This window comes from Hydrogenophaga sp., assembly GCF_030373225.1.
GTDB lineage: Bacteria > Pseudomonadota > Gammaproteobacteria > Burkholderiales > Burkholderiaceae_C > Hydrogenophaga.
Genome location: NZ_JAUCZG010000003.1, coordinates 97887 through 118457, shown reverse-complemented (window position 1 = coordinate 118457; position 20571 = coordinate 97887). Strand labels below are relative to the sequence as shown.

Below are 20571 nucleotides of genomic sequence, written 5' to 3'. Positions count from 1 at the left end.
CCATCGAAGATTTCATGAAGAATTTCGCCTTTGTTTTTCCGGGTCAGGGTTCGCAAGCGGTGGGCATGCTGGACGCCTGGGGTGAGCATCCGCAAGTGCTGGGCACCCTTGCCGAAGCGTCGGACGCCCTGGGCGAAGACGTGGGGCGCCTGATCCATGAGGGGCCGAAGGAACAGTTGTCCCTGACCACGAACACCCAACCGGTGATGCTGGTGGCAGGCGTTGCGGCCTGGCGCGTCTGGTGTGCCGAAGGGGGCGCGAAACCCGATGTTCTTGCAGGGCACTCGTTGGGTGAATATGCGGCACTGGTGGCAGCGGGCGCATTGACGCTGTCGCAGGCAGCTCCGCTGGTGCGTTTTCGGGCGGCCGCCATGCAGGAAGCCGTGCCGGTCGGCACCGGCGCCATGGCTGCGATTCTGGGGATGGATGCCCAACGCGTGATCGCCGGTTGCGCGGAGGCTCAAGCCAGCTTTGGTGCCGGCAGCCACGAGGTGGTCGAGGCAGTGAACTTCAACGATCCTGCCCAAACCGTGATCGCCGGCAGCAAGGCAGCCGTCGACAAGGCGTGCGAAGTGCTCAAGGCCAACGGCGCCAAGCGTGCGCTGCCGTTGCAGGTTTCGGCGCCTTTTCATTCCAGTCTGATGAAGCCCGCGGCCGAGCGGTTGAAGGAGAAACTGGCCAGCACGGTTTTTGCTGCCCCGCAGATTCCTGTTGTCAACAACATCGATGTGGCTGTGGAGACCGAAGCCGGTCGAATTCGCGACGCGCTGTACCGTCAGGCTTTCGGGCCGGTGCGCTGGGTGGAATGTGTTCAGACCATCAAGGCGCGGGGCATCGAGACGATCATCGAGTGTGGTCCGGGCAAGGTACTCGCCGGTATGGTCAAACGCATCGATCCCGAACTCACGGGCGCACCCCTGTACGACCCGGCCTCGCTGGCCGAGGTCAAAACCTTGTTGGCCTGAGGCCGGGAGCACACCATGTCGGAAGTGAAGTTTGCGGGTCAGGTGGCGCTGGTCACCGGTGCCTCGCGCGGTATCGGCGCGGCCATTGCGCAAGAGCTGGTCGCGCGCGGTCTGGTGGTGATCGGCACCGCCACCAGCGATGACGGCGCCGCGAAGATCACCCACACCCTGGCGGGTGTTGCCAACGCTGCCGCGGGCTGTCGGGGTGCGCGGCTTGATGTGAACGATGCGGCGTCGGCCGAAGCCTTGATCGACGAGATCGTCAAGTCCCACGGCGGGCTGCAGGTGCTGGTGAACAATGCAGGCATCACCCGCGACATGCTCGCCATGCGCCTGAAAGACGACGACTGGGACGCGGTGCTGGACACCAACCTCAAGGCCGTGTTTCGCATGAGCCGGGCGGTGATCCGCCCGATGATGAAGCAGCGCTACGGTCGCATCATCAGCATCACCAGTGTGGTGGGCGCGTCGGGCAACGCGGGTCAGGCCAACTACGCTGCGGCCAAGGCCGGCGTGGCAGGCATGACCCGTGCATTGGCTCGCGAGCTCGGCAGTCGCAACATCACGGTGAATTGCGTTGCCCCCGGATTCATTGAAACCGACATGACGGCAGCGCTTCCGGAAGAGCAGCAGAAGGCGCTGCTCGGTCAGATCCCGCTCGGTCATCTGGGCAAGCCGTCCGACATCGCCCATGCAGTGGCCTACCTGGCCGGTCCGCATGCCTCGTATGTCACCGGACAGGAGTTGCACGTCAACGGTGGCATGTTCATGTCCTGACGACGCGCTCACATCGTTTTTGTTGAATCGCCGCGCCAGCCGCCCGGCGGGCCATCCCGGGAGACCTTCCTGGCACGGCTAAAATGGCGGCCTTGCATTTCAACCACCCTCAGAGGGACTTATGAGCGATATCGAAGCACGTGTTAAGAAAATCATTGCCGAACAACTCGGCGTGGAAGAGGGACAGGTCACGAACGAGAAAGCCTTTGTGGCCGACCTCGGCGCCGACTCCCTGGACACGGTGGAACTGGTGATGGCCCTCGAAGACGAATTCGGTATCGAAATTCCCGATGAAGATGCCGAGAAGATCACAACGGTGCAAAACGCCATCGATTACGCAATGGCTCACCAGAAGGCCTGATTGTTGATTGCAAAACGCTTGCCCCAAGCCCCGATCGCAGGTCCGCAGGACATCGCGTTCGAGCTGCATGGCATACAGCGTGGGGGAAATGAATGAGCCGTCGTCGCGTCGTCGTGACCGGCCTGGGATGTATCAGCCCCGTGGGCAACACGGTGGAAGATGCCTGGGCCAACCTGTTGGCCGGGCGCTCCGGCATTGACCTCATCACCCGGTTTGACGCATCCAGCTTCGCCTGCAAGATTGCCGGCGAGGTGAAGGGCTTCAACATCGAGTCCTACATGAGCGCCAAGGAAGCGCGCACGATGGACAGCTTCATCCACTTCGGCGTCGCCGCGGCCCATCAGGCCGTGATGGACTCCGGTCTGCCACTGGGGGATGCGCTGGACGAAGAGACGGCGATCCGAATCGGCTGCATCATCGGTTCGGGCATCGGTGGCTTGCCGCTGATCGAGGAAACCCATGCCGAGTTGGTGAGCCGCGGGCCTCGTCGCATCTCGCCATTCTTTGTGCCGGCCTCGATCATCAACATGATTGCCGGCCACGTGTCCATGCGATACGGTTTCAAGGGTCCGAATCTGGCGGTGGTGACGGCATGCACCACCGGCCTGCACTGCATCGGAGAGGCGGCGCGAAAAATCGAGTATGGAGACGCCGACGTGATCGTTGCGGGCGGCTCCGAAGCAACCGTGTCGCCGCTGGGCGTGGGCGGCTTCGCCGCGATGCGTGCGCTTTCCACCCGCAACGACGACCCCTCCACCGCCTCCCGTCCGTGGGACAAGGATCGCGACGGGTTTGTGCTGGGCGAGGGCGCCGGGGTGATGGTGCTTGAAGAATATGAGTTTGCCAAAGCCCGAGGTGCACGGATCTACGCCGAACTCTCCGGATACGGCATGAGCGCCGATGCGGGTCACATGACTGCACCCAGCATGGACGGCCCCCGCCGAGCCATGGTGAGCGCCTTGCGCAACGCCGGGCTCAATGCGGACCAGGTCGACTACCTCAACGCACACGGCACCTCGACCCCGCTGGGCGACCTGAACGAAACGAACGCCATCAAGGCTGCGCTCGGCGATCGCGCTGCCAAGGTGGTGGTGAACTCGACCAAGTCCATGACGGGGCACTTGCTGGGTGGCGCCGGAGGCATCGAAAGTGTGTTCACCGTGCTCGCCCTGCATCATCAGAAGAGCCCACCCACGATCAACATATTCAACCAGGACCCGGAGTGCGACCTGGATTACTGCGCCAACACGGCGCGCGACATGAAGATCGATGTGGCGCTCAAGAACAACTTCGGGTTTGGCGGCACCAACGGCTCGCTGGTATTCAAACGCGTTTGATCCTACCGATCGCTCCTATCCAGCACGCCCACCATGCAAAGCGCCCCGTCCGTGGTCTACCCGGTGGGGCGTTCTGCGTTCCAGGCGGGGCTGTTGCTGTTTCTCGGATTGGCAACCGCCACGACATTGGCGCTGTACCTGTACACGTCGAACGCCCCGGCCAGTCCTGCCCGGCACACGGTCGTGCCGGTGCTGGGCGCGCTGGGATGGCTCTTCTGGGTGGCGTGTGCCTGCCGGAGTTGGTCGCGATCGCCCGAGGGCGCGTTGCACTGGGAGCCCGTGCGTGGAAGCGAGGAACCAGGGGCCAGTGGCTGGTCCTGGGCCGAAGTGCCGCAGGGCGGGCCCGTCGCACTCAGCGGGGTGGAGCGCGTGCTCGACCTGCAGGACCGGATCCTGATTCGATTTCACTTGCCGGGCGCCGGGCACCGTTGGGTGTGGGTCGAACGCCGTTGCCTGCCTGCGCGCTGGGCCGACTTTCGCAGGGCGCTGATGTCGAGCCGCATCTGAGGCAGACGCGCTCACTGCGGGCCTTCGTCCCGGTGGGCCATGCTCCCGCCGGACCGTTGCCATTCACCCCTTGGGTTATATTTCCGCGCGCATGAATCCTGAAGACCACACAGCTCCCCCGCCTCCTGACAGCGATGTCATGTTGGTGCAGCGCACACTGGGCGGCGAGCAGCGGGCGTTCGAACTTCTCGTCATCAAATACCAGCGTCGCGTCGAGCGCCTGATCGGCCGCATGGTGCGCGATTCCGACCTGGTCCAGGACATTGCGCAGGAAACCTTCATTCGCGCCTACCGTGCACTGGCGCAGTTCCGGGGGGACGCCCAGTTCTACACATGGCTGTACCGGATCGCGGTCAACACCGCGAAAAAGCAGTTGATGGAACTCAAGCGCGACCCGCTGGTCTTTCAATCCCAGATGAAATCCTCGGACGACGATGAAACTTCCTCGTCCGAACGCGAACTAAATTTCCACGCGGCCGATACCGAGACGCCCGAAGCGGTGCTGGCCAGCAAGGAGATCGCCCAAGCGGTCAACGCGGCCATGGACGCGCTGCCCGAAGAGTTGCGCATGGCGATCACCCTGCGGGAGATCGAGGGCATGAGTTACGAGGAAATTGCGCAGACGCTCGAATGCCCGATCGGAACGGTCCGTTCGCGGATCTTTCGGGCCCGCGAAGCCATATCGGGGCGCATCAAGCCGATGCTTGAACGCCAGACGGGCAAACGGTGGTAGCGCAGGCGCAAGCTTCCTGCGGCAAGCGGGGCCGATTGCACAGCACACGGGGAAATGAATCATGAATGCCGAACAACAGCACAACCAGTTTCCGGGTGACAGCCTGGCAGCTCCCTCCACGCGTGTGGGAGATGCCACTGCCTGGTCTGCCTTGGCCGACGGAGCATTGAATGCCGCAGACGTCGATGCCTTGCTCGCTTCGATCGACGGTTCTCCGGAGGTCTTGTGCGAATGGCATGCGTACCAGGTGATCGGGGACGTGTTGCGCGGCAATGCCGACCCAACCGGAGCGAAGCCGGCGACCGACTTTCTGGCGGCGGTGCGGATCGGTCTCAATGCCCGCGACACCGCAGCAGACCCACCGGCGCAGCGGCCCGCCATGGTGGACATGCCGGTGGCCCATGTTCGCGCCCAGGCAGCAAACGAAGCGGTCTTTCGCTGGAAACTCGTGGCGGGAATCTCTTCTATGGCAGCCGTGATGGCGGTGAGCTGGACAATGCTTGCTGGATCGGGTGCCAACCCGAACGGATCCGCTGGAACCCAACTCGCGGCTGCCCCACCGACCCCCTTGGCCGAACCAGCATTGGCGGTGAACGCCCCGGCAGCTCCGGGCGCTGCACCCGTGATGGTCGGCACCGGCCAGGGAATCCTGATCCGCGATGCGCAACTTGAGGCGCTGCTCGCCGAGCACCGCCAGCACGGTGGCATGTCTGCCTTGCAGATGCCCTCAGGTTTCATTCGAAATGCCACCTACGAAGCTGCGGGACGTTGAGTCGCCATGACGCCACACCTGATTGATGTGAATCCGGCCTTGCGTGTTTCTGCGCAGACGTCCCCGGACCGAGGGCATGGATGCCACGCCGGGTTGACGCTCAGGCGCTGGCGTCCAATGGGCGCCACGGTGCTGCTGGTTGCGGGCTGCCTGTTGGGTGGCACTGTGCAGGCGCAGGTGACCACGACGGCACCGGCCGGTACCCGCACCGTCAATGAGTGGCTCAGCCGCATGCACGAGGCATCGCGTCAGCGAGCCTACACCGGCACGCTGGTGGTGTCGGCGGGGGCCTCGATGTCCGCGTCGAAGGTCTGGCATGTGTGTGATGGCAACCAGCAGATGGAGCGCATCGACACGCTCACGGGCGCGCCGCGCACGACCATTCGACGCAACAGCGACGTGATCACGTTCGAGCCGGAGAGCAAAACCGCGTTTGTCGAGAAGCGTGAGTCGCTCGGCATGTTCCCCGAACTCTTGCGCACGCCGAGCAATCTGATTCCCCAGTTCTATTCAGCACGGGAGACCGGCGTGCAGCGGGTGGCAGGTCATCTGGCCGACATGGTTGAGATCCTGCCCAGGGACGAACTGCGGTTCGGCTACCGCATCTGGTCAGAGCGGCAAACCGGCCTGGTGGTGAAGTTGCAGACCCTGGGTGAACAGGGCGCTGTGCTCGAGCAGATGTCGTTCTCCGAGCTGCAACTCGATGCCCCGGTCAGCATGGACAAGCTCGAGCGTCTGATGAAGGACACGCGCGGATACGACGTGCACAAACCGGTGCTCAGGAAGACCACGCCCGAGGCAGAAGGCTGGCGGCTGAAGGAAGCGGTGCCCGGCTTCACCGCGATGAGCTGCCACACCCGCGACGCCGGTACCGCCCAGGCGCCAGGAGTCGCGCCGATGCAGTGGGTCTTCTCCGATGGCCTGGCCTCGGTGTCCTTGTTTGTCGAGCCTTTCGACCCGCTGCGCCACGGCAAGGAGAAGTCAGCGGCGGTGGGTGCAACGCACTCGGTCAGCAAGCGGGTGGGTGACCACTGGTTGACGGTGCTGGGTGAAGTGCCCCCGCCGACATTGCGCCGTTTTGCCCTTGCGCTGGAACGAACGCGCTGAACCTGCCAGACTTGATTCCCGGTCGCCAAGCCGCATCTGTGCGGCGTTGGCGAAATGCTGCAGTCCTTCGACGCTCAGCCTGTCTTTGCCATTTGCGTTTGTGTAAAGGATCGCCATGACGCACCTGAAACGTTTTCAAAAACCCCTGCTGGCGATGACCGCCAGCGCCGCCCTTGCGGCCATCGGAACGGCTTCCCTCATCCTGCATGCGCCGCTGTCGGCCCAGACGGCGGTGGTTCCGGTGGTGCCACCCGCCGCCAGTGTGCGAGGCCTGCCCGACTTCACCGATCTGGTTGACCTGGTGGGCCCGTCGGTGGTCAATATCCGCACCCTGGAGCGCGCTGTCGCCGCGCGCCCGGGTGCCGGAGGAGCGCCTGATGAACAGATGCTGGAATTCTTCAAACGCTTCGGTATTCCGGTGCCGCCCGGCATGACGCCGCGCACGCCGAGACAGGAGCGGGGGCCCTCCGAGGACGCCCAGCCGCGCGGGGTCGGTTCCGGTTTCATCCTCAGCGCCGATGGCTTGATCATGACCAACGCCCATGTGGTCGAAGGGGCAGACGAGTTGTTGGTGACATTGCCGGACAAGCGCGAATTCAAGGCTCGGGTCGTCGGTGCGGACAAGCGCACGGACGTCGCGGTGGTCAAGATCGATGCCACGGGACTTGCCCCGGTCAAGATCGGTGACATCAACCGTCTGCGGGTGGGCGAATGGGTGATGGCCATCGGCTCACCGTTCGGCCTGGAGAACACGGTCACGGCCGGCATCGTCAGCGCCAAGCAGCGCGACACAGGTGACTTCCTTCCGTTCATTCAGACGGACGTGGCCATCAATCCTGGCAACTCGGGAGGTCCGCTGATCAACATGAGCGGCGAGGTGATCGGCATCAACAGCCAGATCTATTCCCGTTCGGGAGGATTCCAGGGCATCTCGTTTGCGATTCCGATCGATGAAGCGGTCCGTGTGTCCGACCAGCTCAGGACCACCGGACGCGTGACCCGTGGGCGCATCGGTGTGCAGATCGATCAGGTGAGCAAGGAAGTGGCCGACTCCCTGGGCCTGGGTGCTGCCAAGGGCGCCCTGGTTCGGGGCGTGGAACCGGAGTCACCCGCCGCGAAGGCGGGCGTCGAACCCGGGGACATCATTCTGAAGTTCGACGGCAAGACCATCGAAAAATCGGTGGACCTGCCACGCTTTGTGGGCAACACCAAACCCGGCAACCGGAGCACCATGACCGTCTTGCGGCGCGGCGCCCAGCGCGAATTGGCAATCACGGTGGCGGAGCTCGAGCCTGAAAAGCCCGAGGTCAGGGCCGCCGCGCCCGAACCCGCCAAGCCGCAGGCCAGCAACGCGGTGCAGTCGCTGGGCCTTGCGTTGGCCGAATTGACCGCCGCCGAGAAGAAGGAGCTCAACCTCAAGGGGGGCGTGCGCATTGCTTCGGCCGAAGGTCCTGCGGCCCGCGCCGGCCTGCGCGAGGGCGATGTCATCGTGGCCATCGCCAACACCGAGACCGCGACTCTCAAGGACATGGAGACCGCGTTGAGCAAGGTCGACAAGACGCGGCCAGTCAATGTCTTGTTCCGCCGCGGCGAGTGGGCGCAGTACGTGGTGATCAGACCGCAGCGTTGAAACGCCTTCGGGCCGACCACTGGTCGGAGCCGGATCGAACCCCCAGACCCTTCGGATCTGGGGGTTTTTTCTGAGGGTGGCCGATTTGCCACAGAGATTCGAACGACCCAATGGGTCCTTGGCCTCAGTATTTGTTAGTGGATGCTCACTACCGTGGCGCTTGTATTGACCGATTTCGCTAAAATGTTCCCAGTTCTGATGGAATTCTGGTGCCCGCGTGCATGGCTGACCCACGATGTGGGAGCGAGCACAGAAGTCCCCAAGTCGTCCACAGCCGCCCCACAAGTTTCCCCGTTATCTTGTGGATATGCTGTGCATAAAGTCCGCGTTGCTGCGTCGCAACAAGGGGCTGACGGTGGTTCGGTGGTTTGCAATCCGGGCTTTTTGCCTACAATGAAACCCCAACTATCGCAGTTGCCATTGATTGTTGGTTACGGGCGCGTCAGCAGCTGACGCGCCCTTTTTTATGGCCGCTCGTTCCTCTCAGGAGCCGCGGTTTTCCCAGTGTTTGAGCCGCTCTCCTGATGAATCACATCCGCAATTTTTCGATCATCGCGCACATCGACCACGGCAAATCCACGCTCGCCGATCGCATCATCTCCCTGTGTGGCGGCTTGTCTGATCGCGAGATGAGCGAGCAGGTGCTTGACTCGATGGACATCGAGAAAGAGCGTGGCATCACCATCAAGGCACAGACCGCCTCGCTCAAGTACAAGGCGCGCGATGGGCAGGTCTACAACCTCAACCTCATCGACACACCCGGGCACGTTGACTTCTCCTACGAGGTCTCACGATCGCTTTCCGCCTGCGAGGGTGCATTGCTCGTGGTGGATGCCAGTCAGGGCGTCGAAGCCCAGACCGTGGCCAATTGCTACACGGCGCTCGAGCTGGGCGTTGAGGTCGTGCCGGTGCTCAACAAGATGGATCTGCCCAATGCCGATCCGGAGAACGCCAAGAACGAGATCGAGGACGTGATCGGCATCGATGCCACCGACGCCATTCCCTGCTCGGCCAAAACAGGCATGGGCGTGGAAGACATCCTGGAAGCGGTGGTTGCCCGGATCCCGCACCCCAAGGGCAACCCCGATGCTCCCCTGCGCGCCATGATTGTGGACAGCTGGTACGACGCCTATGTGGGCGTGGTGATGCTGGTGCGTGTGGTTGATGGACGTCTGCTCAAGGGCGAGCGGTTCAAGATGATGGCGACCAACACGGTCTACAACGCCGACAGCCTGGGCGTGTTCACGCCCGGCAACGAGCCCCGCGAATCGTTGCAGGCCGGTGAGGTGGGCTACATCATTGCCGGCATCAAGGAGCTGCAGGCAGCCAAGGTGGGCGACACCATCACACTCGAGAAAAAGCTGCCCAACAACGCCGGTCCGGCCACCGAGGCCTTGCCTGGGTTCAAGGAAGTTCAGCCACAGGTGTTCGCCGGTCTGTACCCGACCGAAGCCAACCAGTACGACTCACTGCGCGACGCCCTGGAAAAGCTCAAGCTCAACGACGCATCGCTGCAGTACGAACCCGAGGTGTCACAGGCGCTCGGCTTTGGTTTTCGCTGTGGCTTCCTGGGCCTGCTGCACATGGAGATCGTCCAGGAGCGCCTGGAGCGCGAATTCGACCAGGACCTCATCACGACAGCGCCCAGCGTGGTCTACCAGGTGGTCAAGCCCGACGGTGAAGTGGTCATGGTCGAGAACCCGTCCAAAATGCCCGACCAGGGCCGGCTCGAAGAGATCAGGGAACCCATCGTCACCGTGCACCTGTACATGCCGCAGGAGTACGTGGGCGCGGTGATGACGCTGGCCAACCAGAAGCGCGGCCTGCAGCTCAACATGGCTTACCACGGCAAGCAGGTCATGTTGACCTACGACATGCCGCTGGGCGAAATCGTGCTGGACTTCTTCGACAAGCTCAAGTCGGTGAGCCGCGGCTATGCGTCCATGGACTATGAGTTCAAGGAGTACCGCGCGGCCGACGTGGTCAAGGTCGACATCCTGCTCAATGGTGAAAAGGTCGATGCCCTGTCGATCATCGTGCACCGCTCGCAGTCCCAGTACCGTGGTCGCGCGGTGGTGGCCAAGATGCGCGAAATCATCAGCCGCCAGATGTTCGACGTGGCGATCCAGGCAGCCATCGGTGGCAACGTGATCGCGCGGGAGACCATCAAGGCGCTGCGCAAGAACGTGCTGGCAAAATGCTACGGCGGTGACATTTCACGCAAACGCAAACTCCTCGAAAAACAGAAAGCAGGCAAGAAGCGCATGAAACAGATCGGCTCGGTCGAGGTTCCCCAGGAAGCGTTCCTCGCCATATTGCAGGTGCAGGACTGATGCAGGCGCTCATGGGAACGGTCACTGCGGTGATCCTGACGGCCTTTGTGGCCTATGCAGGTGCCTGGTACGCCGGGGTGGTCGAAGGCAACTTTGCCCTCCTGCTGATGTTGGCCACGGCGGTCACCGGCCTGTACTGGCTGGCAGAGCGCCTGGTCTTCCTGCCGCAGCGCCGACGTGCGGCCGATCAACGGCTGGTTGAACACAACACACGCAAGGAAGCCCTGATCAAGCAGGGCTTCAGCCAGGTTGAAGGGGACGTCGAGCCGGGGCGTCAAAAGCTGCTCGCCCAGCCGTGGTGGCTGGACTGGACGGCCGGTTTGTTTCCGGTGATTCTGGCGGTGTTCGTGCTGCGCTCGTTCCTCTTCGAACCGTTCAAGATCCCCTCGGGATCGATGATTCCCACGTTGCGGGTTGGCGACCTGATCCTCGTCAACAAATTTCACTACGGTGTGCGCCTGCCGGTCTTCAACACCAAACTGATTGCCAACAACGATCCCCGGCGTGGTGACGTGATGGTGTTCCGCTACCCGCCCCAGCCCAGCCTGGATTACATCAAGCGGGTGATCGGTTTGCCCGGAGACGAGGTGGCATACCTGAACAAGCAGTTGACCGTGAACGGCAAGCCTGTGCCCAAGGTGGCCCAGCCCGACTTCTTCGACAGCGATTCGATGCGCTACTCCAGGCAGTTCGCGGAAACGCTCGACCAGCGGCAGTACAGCACCCTCAACGACGACGATCGCCCGGCTTTCATTCCGGGAGCCACCGAGTTTCCGTTTGCCGACGGTTGCAAGTACACCGTGGAGGGTGTCACCTGCACGGTGCCTGCGGGTCACTACTTCATGATGGGTGACAATCGGGACAATTCGCTCGACTCCCGTTACTGGGGCTTCGTGCCCGAGCGCAACATCGTCGGCAGGGCTTTCTTCGTCTGGATGAATTTTGGCGACCTGGGGCGCATCGGGTCCTTTGAATGATCAACTTCACCTCTGGAGCATGACCTCATGAAACTGAAGCGACAACAACAGGGCCTGACCTTCATGGGCCTGATCATCGTGGGTGTGTTGCTGGCCCTGGCCGGTGTGGTGTTTGCGCAGGTGGTTCCCACCTACATCGAGTACATCGCCGTGCAGAAGGCGGTCGACAAGGCGGCCTCCGGTTCCACCGTCGCCGAGGTGCGAAGCATCTTCGACAAGGCGGCTGCCATCGACGACATCCGTACCATTTCGGCGAAGGATCTCGTGGTGGGCAAGGAGGGCGACCGCGTGGTCGTCTCTTACGCCTACACCCGCGAGATCCCGCTGGCCGGTCCGGCCTACCTGCTGATGAAATACGAAGGTCGCTCGAAGTGACATGCAGCCTGGGCAGGGAGCGCTCGATGGGGCGCCCGCATTCTTGAGTCCGGAACTCACGGCGCTGCAACGGCGCCTGCAGCACCAGTTCGCCAACCCGCGCTTGCTGGAGCGCGCCATGACCCACCGAAGCTTTACCGCTGACCACAACGAGCGGCTGGAGTTTCTGGGCGATTCCGTGCTCAATCTGGCGGTCTCGGGCCTGCTGTATGAAAAGCTCAGTCAGCAACCAGAGGGAGACCTCTCCCGCGTGCGCGCCAACCTGGTCAAGCAGGACACCCTGTTCGAGATCGCGTCCCGCTTGAACCTGTCGGCCGGGCTTCGGTTGGGCGATGGCGAGAAGCGCTCGGGTGGCCAGAAGCGACCCTCGATCCTGGCCGATGCCCTTGAAGCCGTGATCGGTGCGGTCTACCTCGATGCCGGCTTCGAAGTGGCCGCTGCGCTGGTGCACCGGCTCTACAGCGGCTTGGAACTCAATGCCCAGATGAGCGCCATGGGAAAAGACCCGAAAACCGAATTGCAGGAGTGGTTGCAGGCGCGCAGAATGAAACTGCCCGTCTACCGCGTGGTGGCCACTCTCGGTGAGGCGCACAAGCAGACTTTTGACGTCGAGTGCACGGTCACGGAGACCGGCCGGGTCGAACGTGGCATCGGCGCATCGCGACGGGCCGGCGAACAGGCCGCTGCGGCGGCGATGCTGCAACAACTCACCGCCGATCCTCGCCAGGCCGATGCCTTGCCTTCCCCGACAGACACTGTCGCCCCTTCCGCCAAGTCAGCTTGAACCCATGCCCCGCACACCTGTGAATCCGCCGTCCAATCCCGACCTCGACGCCATGCTGGCCAAGGCCCTGAGCAAGGAGACTGCAGCCCTGCCATCGAGCGAGGGCAGCCCGGTGGTGGAAGAAGCCGTGATCGACCCGGCCCAGCAGCGTTGCGGCTACGTGGCCATCGTGGGCAAGCCCAATGTGGGCAAGTCGACCTTGCTCAATGCCCTGGTGGGGCAAAAGGTCAGCATCACCTCGCGCAAGGCCCAGACCACGCGTCACCGCATCACCGGCATGCGCACCGTGGGCCCCACTCAGTTCATCTTTGTGGACACGCCGGGTTTCCAGACCCGTCACGGCAACGCACTCAACCGCGCCTTGAACAAGACCGTGCTGGGCGCCGTGAGCGATGTTGACCTGATCCTGTTCGTGGTGGAGGCCGGTCACTTCAACCTCGCCGATGCCAAGGTGCTCTCGCTGCTGCCGGCCAACGTGCCGGTGATCCTCCTGGCCAACAAGTTTGACCTGGTGCACCGCCGCGGGGACCTCGCGCCCTGGCTGCGCTCCATGCAGGAACGCCACCCTTTTGCCGAATTCGTGCCGATGTCGGCAAAAACCGCCAAGGACATCGAACGCCTTTTCGGCATCTGCGAGAAGTTCCTGCCGCAGCAGCCCTGGATGCACGATCCGGACGACCTCACCGACCGCAGCGAGCGCTTCATGGCCAGCGAGATGGTCCGCGAAAAGCTGTTTCGCCTGACGGGTGACGAACTGCCCTACACGTCCACCGTGATCATCGACAAGTTCGAGGAGGAGGGCGCCCTCAAGCGCATCGCGGCCACCATCGTGGTTGAACGCGAAGGCCACAAGGGCATGGTGATTGGAGAGGGCGGCGAGAAGCTCAAGCGCATCGGCACCGAAGCCCGCCAGGAGCTGGAAAAACTCTGGGACTGCAAGGTGTTTCTGGAGTTGTGGGTCAAGGTACGTTCGGGTTGGGCCGACGACGATGCCCGCGTTCGGTCCTTCGGATACGAGTGAGCCGCCGGCTGCCCGACCCGTGGCCTTGAAACGCGTCACCGAAGAACCCGCCTTCGTGCTCCACCGCTACGACTGGAGCGAGACCAGTCTGGTGCTGGAAGTGTTCACCCGCCACTTTGGTCGCATCGCGCTGGTTGCCAAGGGGGTGAAGCGACCCACTTCCCAGTTCCGCCCGGTGCTGCTCCCCTTGCAACCCCTGCAGGTGTCTTGGACGGGTGAAGCCGAGGTGCGCACGCTGAAGTCGGCCCAGTGGCAGGGAGGGCACGTGATGCCCACCGGCGAGGCGCTGATGTCCGGCAGCTACCTCAACGAGTTGCTGATGCGGCTGCTGGCCCGCGATGATCCGCACGCCAGCCTGTTTGATCACTTCACCATGGCGGTGCGCTTGCTGGCTGAAAAGAGCGACGCCCAGCATGTCATCCTGCGGGCCTTCGAGTTGCTGCTGTTGCGCGATGTGGGCTTGCTGCCCGACCTGGCGCACGAGGCGAACACCCTTGCGCCTCTCTCGCCGGATGTGCGCTATGTGCTGACACCCGAGAGTGGCCTGAGGGCGGCGCACGACGACGACCCTCACTGGCTGAGCGGTGAACAGTGGCACAACCTGCAGGCCGCCATGGATGGACCAGCGCCCTTCGTCACCACGCTGCGGGCCTGCGCCAACGCCCTGCAAGCCCTGCGGCCGCAGTTGCGCCACCTGCTGCACTACCATTGCGGTGTGCGGGTGTTCAAGACGCGGCAACTCATGCTGGATGTGCAGGCGATGACGCGACCCCGCTCCACCGGGGCGTTTGCGCCCGGTGACATGGCGACACCCAACCCCGAGCCTTCTGCATGAACGCAGCCTCCACTCCCCACCTGCCCACCGCGCTGTCGGTCAACCTCAACAAGGTGGCGCTGGTGCGCAACACCCGCCACCTCGGCATTCCGTCGGTCACCCGTGCCGCCACGCTCTGTCTGCAGGCCGGCGCGCGCGGCATCACCGTCCACCCGCGTCCGGACGAGCGCCACATCCGTGCGCACGATGTGCACGATCTGGCCGAACTCATGAAGGCATGGCCCGATCGCGAATACAACATCGAGGGCAACCCTTTTCACAACCTCATGGGCTTCGTGCGCACCGTGCGGCCCCATCAGGTCACGTTTGTGCCCGACAGCGAGGGCCAGTTCACCAGCGATCACGGCTGGAGCTTTCCCGCCGACGCCGAGCGCCTGCGCCCGCTGATCGACGAGTGCCGTGCGCTGGGTGTGCGCGTGAGCCTGTTCATGGATGCCGACGCGCCGGCAATGGCGGGCGCCCGCGCTGCGGGCGCCGACCGGGTGGAGCTCTACACCGAGCCATACGCCGCGGCCTGGCACACCCCGCAGAGAACCGGGCAGCTCGAGCGTTTTCGCGCCGCCGCGCAGGCCGCCCTGATCGCCGGTCTGGGCGTGAATGCCGGCCACGACCTCAATCGCGACAACCTCACCGCCTTCCTGCGCACGGTGCCCGGGGTGAGCGAGGTGTCGATCGGCCATGCGCTGATGGCCGACGCACTGGAGCTGGGCTACGCCGCCACCATCGTCGAGTACAACCGCTGCATCGCCGACGCGTCCGATCGATGATCCACGGCATCGGCACCGACATCTGCGACATCCGCCGGATCCAGGCGACGTTGGAACGTCAGGGCGAGCGCTTCGTGCGCAAGGTGCTCAGCGACGCCGAGTTCCTCGTCTGGCAGCAGCGTGGCGCCCGCTGGCCCCAGCGGGGTGTGCGCTTTCTGGCCACGCGCTTTTCTGCCAAGGAGGCGTTCTCCAAGGCGATCGGCCTGGGCATGCGCCTGCCCATGACCTGGCAGCGCTGCGAAATCACCAACCTGCCCAGCGGCCAGCCTGTGATCGTGCTGCATGGCGACCTGAAGACCTGGTTCGAAGGCCAGGGCCTGCGGGCCCATGTGACGGTGACCGACGAGACCGACTACGCAGCCAGTTTCGTCGTGGTCGAGCGGGACGATCCGCAGGTTCCACCGCTGCGCGGGTCGCTGCACCCTGCCGTTGGGTCTGATTCGCCCAGGGGCGGCCCGGCGGCGAACCATCAACCTCTGCCCCCGACATGAGCACACACGCCCCCCTCATCATCGACGTCGCTGGTCTCGTTCTCACCCAGGAGGACTGCCGGCGCCTTGCCCATCCCCTGGTGGGTGGCGTCATCCTGTTCGGCCGCAACTGGCGTGACCGGGTGCAACTCACCCGGCTGTGCCGACAGATCAAGGCTGTTCGTCCCGATCTGCTGATCGCGGTGGACCACGAGGGCGGCCGCGTGCAGCGTTTTCGCACCGACGGCTTCACCCACCTGCCGCCCATGGCGGCGCTGGGCGCACTGGCCGTGCGCCCGGTCCAGGCGGGTCAGCTCGAAGGTGCCTCGACCCTGCAGGCCTGCAACGCCGCGACCGCCACGGGCTATGTGTTGGGCGCCGAGTTGCGCGCTTGCGGCGTCGACCTGAGTTTCACCCCGGTGCTGGACCTCGACTTCGGCGAAAGCTCGGTGATCGGCGACCGCTCGTTCGGTCGCGATCCGCGCATCGTCGCGTTGCTTGCACAGGCGTTGATGCATGGACTGCTGCAAAGCGGCATGGGCAACTGCGGCAAACATTTTCCGGGCCATGGCTTCGTCAAGGCCGACTCCCACCTGGCCGTTCCCGTGGATCGGCGCAGCCTGAAGGCGATTCTGAGCGAGGACGCTGCGCCCTACGGCTGGCTTTCGGCCAGCCTGCAGGCGGTGATGCCGGCCCATGTCATCTACCCCCGGGTGGACCAGCGCCCGGCGGGTTTTTCCGCCCGCTGGCTCAACGATGTGCTGCGCCGGCGCCTGGGCTTCACCGGGGCCATCTTCAGCGACGACCTCAGCATGGCGGCGGCTCGACAGATGGACGGCCGGGCGGTGAGCTTCACCACCGCCGCGCTGGCGGCCCTGCAGGCGGGCTGTGACCTGGTCTTGTTGTGCAACCAGTCGGTGGAAGACGGGGGTGCTCCGATCGACGAGGCCATCGACGATCTGTCAAAGGCCAGCCTGAACGGCGACTGGCTGCCCAGCGAGGCGAGTGAAGAACGCCGGCGAACCCTCTTGCCGCGCTCTGCGGCTCCCGATTGGGACGCCCTGATGGTCAGCGAGCGGTACATGCAGGCGCTCTCTCTGCTGCCTTGAGCGGTGCCCCCGCAGGGCTCAGTTCTCCAGGCCGAGCTTGTCCAGCAGGTCAGACACCAGTTCCAGCCGAAGCAGCGGGTTGTCCAGCGACATCAGGCGTTGCTTGAGTTCGGCCGGTGCCGGCAGCAGCTCGGCCCAGCGGTTGGCCACCCAGCCGCTGTCGTCCCACCGGTAGGGCGGCTGCAGCGGCAATTGCTCCAGACTCTCAGGATCGCGCTCCTTCAGGTTCTGCAGCAGGCGCTGCAGGGCGTTGCGCGTGTTCGTCAGGTCGGGCGGCACCGCCACCACGGTGTCGTCCTCGTCCAGCGTCACGTCGGCCACCCACAGTCCGTGGGGCAACCGGCTGCGGCGATCAATGTGGAAACGTTGCAGGCCGCGGCACTTGATCACCATGAGCCCGGGCTGGGGCCGCTCCAGGCTTTCGATATGGGCCAGCGTGCCCACCGGGTGAAACACCTCCCGGGCAAAGCTGTCACCCGTGGGCGGCGCCGAGGGGTTGACCCGGCGCACTTCGCTGCCTTCACTCAGGCAGACCACGCCAAACGGTGCTCCGGCCTTGTGGCAGCGACCGATCATGTCGAGGTAGCGCACTTCGAAAATGCGCAAGGGGAGCCACCCGCCAGGAAACAGGACGGTCTGCAGCGGAAACAGGGGAAGTTGAGACAGCGTGAGCGCGTCTGTCGCGGGCGCGGAACTCAATCGTTGACCACCGCGTCGGCGCTCTGGCGCTGCAGCATCGCCAAGGTGCTGGCGATGGTGGCGCGCAACTCGCGCCGGTCGGCAATGAAGTCCACGGCGCCCTTGGTCTGCAGGAACTCGGCGCGCTGGAAGCCCTCGGGCAGCTTCACACGCACGGTGTTCTCGATCACGCGCGGACCGGCAAAGCCGATCAGCGCCTTGGGCTCGGCGATCACCACGTCGCCCAGGAACGCAAAGCCCGCACTCACGCCGCCCATGGTCGGGTCGGTCAGGACGCTGATGTAGGGCAGGCCCTTCTTGGCCAGGCGGGTCAGAGCAGCGTTGGTCTTGGCCATCTGCATGAGCGAGAGCAGGCCTTCCTGCATGCGGGCGCCGCCGGTGGCGGTGAAGCACACAAAGGGCACCTTCTGCGCAATGGCTTCTTCGACGCCGCGCACGAAGCGCTCGCCGACCACCGAGCCCATGGATCCGCCCATGAAGTCAAATTCGAAGCAGGCCACCACCAGGCTGATGCCGTGCACGGCGCCGCCCATGACGACCAGCGCATCCGTCTCGCCGGTGGTCTCCAGCGCGTCTTTCAAGCGCTCGGGGTACTTGCGGCTGTCCTTGAACTTGAGCGCGTCCACGGGCAGCACTTCCTGTGCGAGTTCGTAGCGCCCCTCCGCATCGAGAAACGCGTTGAGGCGCGCGCGAGCACCAATGCGGTGGTGATGGCTGCAGTGCGGGCAAACGTTCTGGTTTTTCTCCAGATCGTTCTTGTAGAGCACCGCCTCACAGCTCGGACATTTGATCCACAGCCCTTCGGGCACGCTTCGGCGCTCCGTCGGGTTGGTCGGTGTGATCTTGGGAGGCAGCAGTTTTTCGAGCCAGGACATGTGTTTTCTCCGTACGGACGCGCCCCGGGAGCGCGGTCCGGAATTATGCGTCCAGAGCCTTGCGGATCGTGCGAATGAAATGGGAAGCGACCGCAACGACCTTCTCGTGCGGTTCGTTGTCGATCAACTGGATGATCTTGCTGCCGATGACCACCGCATCGGCCGCGCGGCTGATCGCGCGCGCGGTCTCCGCATCGCGGATGCCGAAGCCCACGCCCACCGGCACGCTCACGTGCGCGCGGATGCGCGGCAGCATGGCTTCGACCTGACCCACATCCAGCGTGCCGGCGCCGGTCACGCCCTTGAGCGACACGTAGTACACATAGCCACTGGCCACGCGCGCCACCTGCGCCATGCGCTCGTCGGTGGAGGTGGGGGCCAGCAGGAAGATCAGGTCCATGTGGTGCTGGCGCAGCGCTGCCGCGAAGTCTTCGCACTCTTCAGGCGGGTAGTCGACGATCAGCACGCCGTCCACGCCAGCGGCCGAAGCGTCGCGCACAAAGGCGCCTGCGCCGTGCTTCTGGTCGTAGCGCTCCACCGGATTGGCGTAACCCATCAGGACCACCGGTGTGGTGCTGTTGCGCTCGCGAAAGCTGCGCACCATGCCGATCACCTGGGTCAGGCCAATGCCGGCGGCCAGCGCACGGTCGCCGGCTTTCTGGATCACCGGGCCGTCGGCCGACGGGTCGGAGAACGGCACCCCGAGTTCAATGACATCGGCGCCCGCTTCGGCCATGCCGTGCATGAGTTCGGGCGTGATGTCGGCGTAGGGGAAGCCGGCGGTGACGAACGGGATGAGTGCCTTGCGGTCCTGCTGCTTGAGCGCGGCGAAGGTGGCGTCGATGCGGCTCATTTCTTCACCTCGATGGTGGCGATACCGCCTTTGACAGACTGCCCGCGACAGCTCGGTCGGCAGTAGAAGTCCGCATGGGACAGGTCGGCCACCGTGCCGATGTCCTTGTCGCCCCGGCCCGAGAGATTCACCAGAATCGACTGTTCAGGCCTCATGGTTCTGGCCAGTTTCATGGCGTGGGCCACGGCATGGCTGGATTCCAGGGCAGGGATGATGCCTTCGGTGCGGCACAGGTAGTGGAAGGCCTCCAGCGCCTCCGCATCGGTGATGCCCACGTATTCGGCGCGGCCGATGTCCTTGAGGAAGGCATGTTCCGGACCGACGCCGGGGTAATCGAGGCCGGCGCTCACGCTGTGGGTCTCGGTCACCTGTCCGTTGTCGTCCTGCAGCACATAGGTGCGGTTGCCGTGGAGCACGCCGGGGCTGCCTTTTTGCAGTGAAGCCGAGTGTTTGCCGCTCTCCAGGCCTTCGCCCGCCGCCTCCACACCGATCAGGCGGGTCTGGTCGTGACCGATGTAGGGGTGGAAGATCCCCATCGCGTTGCTGCCGCCGCCCACGCAGGCGATCACGGCGTCGGGCTGCTCGCTGGTGCAACCGGCAGCCGCCAGCATTTCGGGCATCTGCACCAGACACTCCTCGCCGATCACGCTCTGGAAGTCGCGCACCATCATCGGGTAAGGGTGCGGGCCCGCCACCGTGCCGATGATGTAGAAGGTGTTGTCGACGTTGGCAACCCAGTCACGCATGGCTTCGTTCAGCGCGTCCTTGAGGGTTCGGCTGCCGGAATCAACCGGTACCACGGTCGCTCCCAGCAGCTTCATCCGGTAGACGTTGGGACTCTGGCGCTTCACGTCTTCACTGCCCATGTACACCACACATTCAAGCCCGTAGCGGGCGCAGATGGTGGCCGTGGCCACACCGTGCTGGCCTGCGCCGGTCTCGGCAATGATGCGCGGTTTGCCCATGCGTCGGGCGAGCATGGCCTGGCCGATGGTGTTGTTGATCTTGTGCGCGCCGGTGTGGTTGAGGTCCTCCCGCTTCAGGAAGATCTGGGCGCCACCGGCCTCGCGGCTCATGCGCGCGGCGTGGTAGACCGGACTGGGCCGGCCCACGAAGTGCGAAAGCTCGCTCTTGAATTCGGCGAGAAACTCCGGGTCGTGCTGGTACTTCGCGTAAGCGGCCTTGAGTTCGTTGATGGCATGGGTGAGCGTTTCGCTCACGAAGCTGCCGCCGTAGATGCCGAAGTGGCCGCGGGCGTCGGGTTGCTGGTAGGTCTGCATGGGG

Annotated in this window: 22 protein-coding genes; 18 read left to right on the top strand and 4 right to left on the bottom strand. The window is 64.2% G+C overall.

The genetic code is table 11. The features are described from left to right. Positions 1 to 14: 14 nt before the first annotated feature. From fabD to nagZ, 18 genes are all read left to right on the top strand, one after another. Positions 15 to 965 (top strand): ACP S-malonyltransferase, encoded by a 951-nt coding sequence (gene fabD / locus QUV35_RS02775; protein WP_300870667.1) that lies wholly within the window; start codon positions 15 to 17, stop codon positions 963 to 965. A gap of 15 nt (positions 966 to 980) precedes the next feature. Next, positions 981 to 1742 carry a 3-oxoacyl-ACP reductase FabG gene (gene fabG, locus QUV35_RS02770; protein ID WP_300870666.1) on the top strand — a complete coding sequence of 254 codons (762 nt, stop codon included), beginning with the start codon at positions 981 to 983 and terminating at the stop codon, positions 1740 to 1742. A 121-nt stretch (positions 1743 to 1863) separates the two neighbouring features. Beyond that, a complete protein-coding gene (gene acpP, locus QUV35_RS02765; protein WP_068173947.1) occupies positions 1864 to 2103 on the top strand; it encodes an acyl carrier protein in 240 nt (79 codons plus the stop codon). A gap of 92 nt (positions 2104 to 2195) precedes the next feature. Continuing rightward, a complete protein-coding gene (gene fabF / locus QUV35_RS02760) occupies positions 2196 to 3440 on the top strand; it encodes a beta-ketoacyl-ACP synthase II (RefSeq protein ID WP_300870661.1) in 1245 nt (414 codons plus the stop codon). A 33-nt stretch (positions 3441 to 3473) separates the two neighbouring features. After that, on the top strand, positions 3474 to 3947 hold the full coding sequence (locus QUV35_RS02755) for a hypothetical protein (RefSeq protein WP_300870660.1): 474 nt from the start codon (positions 3474 to 3476) through the stop codon (positions 3945 to 3947). A gap of 91 nt (positions 3948 to 4038) precedes the next feature. Next, positions 4039 to 4680, top strand: a complete 642-nt coding sequence (rpoE, locus tag QUV35_RS02750) for an RNA polymerase sigma factor RpoE (protein WP_300870658.1) — start codon at positions 4039 to 4041, stop codon at positions 4678 to 4680. A 61-nt stretch (positions 4681 to 4741) separates the two neighbouring features. Next, positions 4742 to 5452: a sigma-E factor negative regulatory protein gene (locus tag QUV35_RS02745; protein WP_300870657.1), complete on the top strand. Its 711-nt coding sequence runs from the start codon at positions 4742 to 4744 to the stop codon at positions 5450 to 5452. A gap of 6 nt (positions 5453 to 5458) precedes the next feature. Beyond that, positions 5459 to 6559, top strand: a complete 1101-nt coding sequence (locus QUV35_RS02740) for a MucB/RseB C-terminal domain-containing protein (RefSeq protein ID WP_300870654.1) — start codon at positions 5459 to 5461, stop codon at positions 6557 to 6559. 115 nt (positions 6560 to 6674) lie between these two features. After that, entirely contained in the window at positions 6675 to 8189 is a 1515-nt protein-coding gene (locus QUV35_RS02735) for a Do family serine endopeptidase (RefSeq protein WP_300870652.1), read from the top strand. A 524-nt stretch (positions 8190 to 8713) separates the two neighbouring features. Continuing rightward, positions 8714 to 10522 (top strand): translation elongation factor 4, encoded by a 1809-nt coding sequence (gene lepA, locus QUV35_RS02730; protein ID WP_300870650.1) that lies wholly within the window; start codon positions 8714 to 8716, stop codon positions 10520 to 10522. After that, positions 10522 to 11499, top strand: coding sequence for a signal peptidase I (gene lepB / locus QUV35_RS02725; protein WP_300870647.1), 978 nt, complete (start codon positions 10522 to 10524; stop codon positions 11497 to 11499). Before lepA ends, lepB begins: the two co-directional genes overlap by 1 nt. Before the next feature lie 27 nt (positions 11500 to 11526). Next, complete coding sequence (locus QUV35_RS02720; protein ID WP_300870645.1) at positions 11527 to 11874, top strand: DUF4845 domain-containing protein; 348 nt, start codon at positions 11527 to 11529, stop codon at positions 11872 to 11874. Positions 11875 to 11917: 43 nt separating this feature from the next. Beyond that, positions 11918 to 12658, top strand: a complete 741-nt coding sequence (gene rnc / locus QUV35_RS02715; RefSeq protein ID WP_300870644.1) for a ribonuclease III — start codon at positions 11918 to 11920, stop codon at positions 12656 to 12658. A gap of 4 nt (positions 12659 to 12662) precedes the next feature. After that, positions 12663 to 13679 (top strand): GTPase Era, encoded by a 1017-nt coding sequence (era, locus tag QUV35_RS02710; protein ID WP_300870643.1) that lies wholly within the window; start codon positions 12663 to 12665, stop codon positions 13677 to 13679. Then, positions 13648 to 14514 carry a DNA repair protein RecO gene (recO, locus tag QUV35_RS02705; protein WP_300870642.1) on the top strand — a complete coding sequence of 289 codons (867 nt, stop codon included), beginning with the start codon at positions 13648 to 13650 and terminating at the stop codon, positions 14512 to 14514. Before era ends, recO begins: the two co-directional genes overlap by 32 nt. Next, positions 14511 to 15281, top strand: coding sequence for a pyridoxine 5'-phosphate synthase (locus tag QUV35_RS02700; RefSeq protein WP_300870641.1), 771 nt, complete (start codon positions 14511 to 14513; stop codon positions 15279 to 15281). The genes recO and QUV35_RS02700 overlap by 4 nt, the downstream gene beginning before the upstream one ends. Beyond that, positions 15278 to 15772 (top strand): holo-ACP synthase, encoded by a 495-nt coding sequence (gene acpS / locus QUV35_RS02695; protein WP_300870640.1) that lies wholly within the window; start codon positions 15278 to 15280, stop codon positions 15770 to 15772. The genes QUV35_RS02700 and acpS overlap by 4 nt, the downstream gene beginning before the upstream one ends. After that, positions 15769 to 16860: a beta-N-acetylhexosaminidase gene (gene nagZ / locus QUV35_RS02690; protein WP_300870639.1), complete on the top strand. Its 1092-nt coding sequence runs from the start codon at positions 15769 to 15771 to the stop codon at positions 16858 to 16860. The genes acpS and nagZ overlap by 4 nt, the downstream gene beginning before the upstream one ends. 18 nt (positions 16861 to 16878) lie before the next feature. Here nagZ and QUV35_RS02685 read toward each other — a convergent pair whose 3' ends face one another. From QUV35_RS02685 to trpB, 4 genes are read right to left on the bottom strand one after another with little or no spacing between them, the layout of a single operon-like run. Further along, a complete protein-coding gene (locus tag QUV35_RS02685; protein WP_300870638.1) occupies positions 16879 to 17559 on the bottom strand; it encodes an LON peptidase substrate-binding domain-containing protein in 681 nt (226 codons plus the stop codon). Continuing rightward, positions 17556 to 18434, bottom strand: a complete 879-nt coding sequence (accD, locus tag QUV35_RS02680; protein ID WP_300870637.1) for an acetyl-CoA carboxylase, carboxyltransferase subunit beta — start codon at positions 18432 to 18434, stop codon at positions 17556 to 17558. Before accD ends, QUV35_RS02685 begins: the two co-directional genes overlap by 4 nt. 43 nt (positions 18435 to 18477) lie before the next feature. Beyond that, positions 18478 to 19287, bottom strand: a complete 810-nt coding sequence (gene trpA / locus QUV35_RS02675) for a tryptophan synthase subunit alpha (protein ID WP_300870636.1) — start codon at positions 19285 to 19287, stop codon at positions 18478 to 18480. Further along, complete coding sequence (gene trpB / locus QUV35_RS02670) at positions 19284 to 20567, bottom strand: tryptophan synthase subunit beta (protein ID WP_300870634.1); 1284 nt, start codon at positions 20565 to 20567, stop codon at positions 19284 to 19286. Before trpB ends, trpA begins: the two co-directional genes overlap by 4 nt. Positions 20568 to 20571 lie beyond the last annotated feature (4 nt).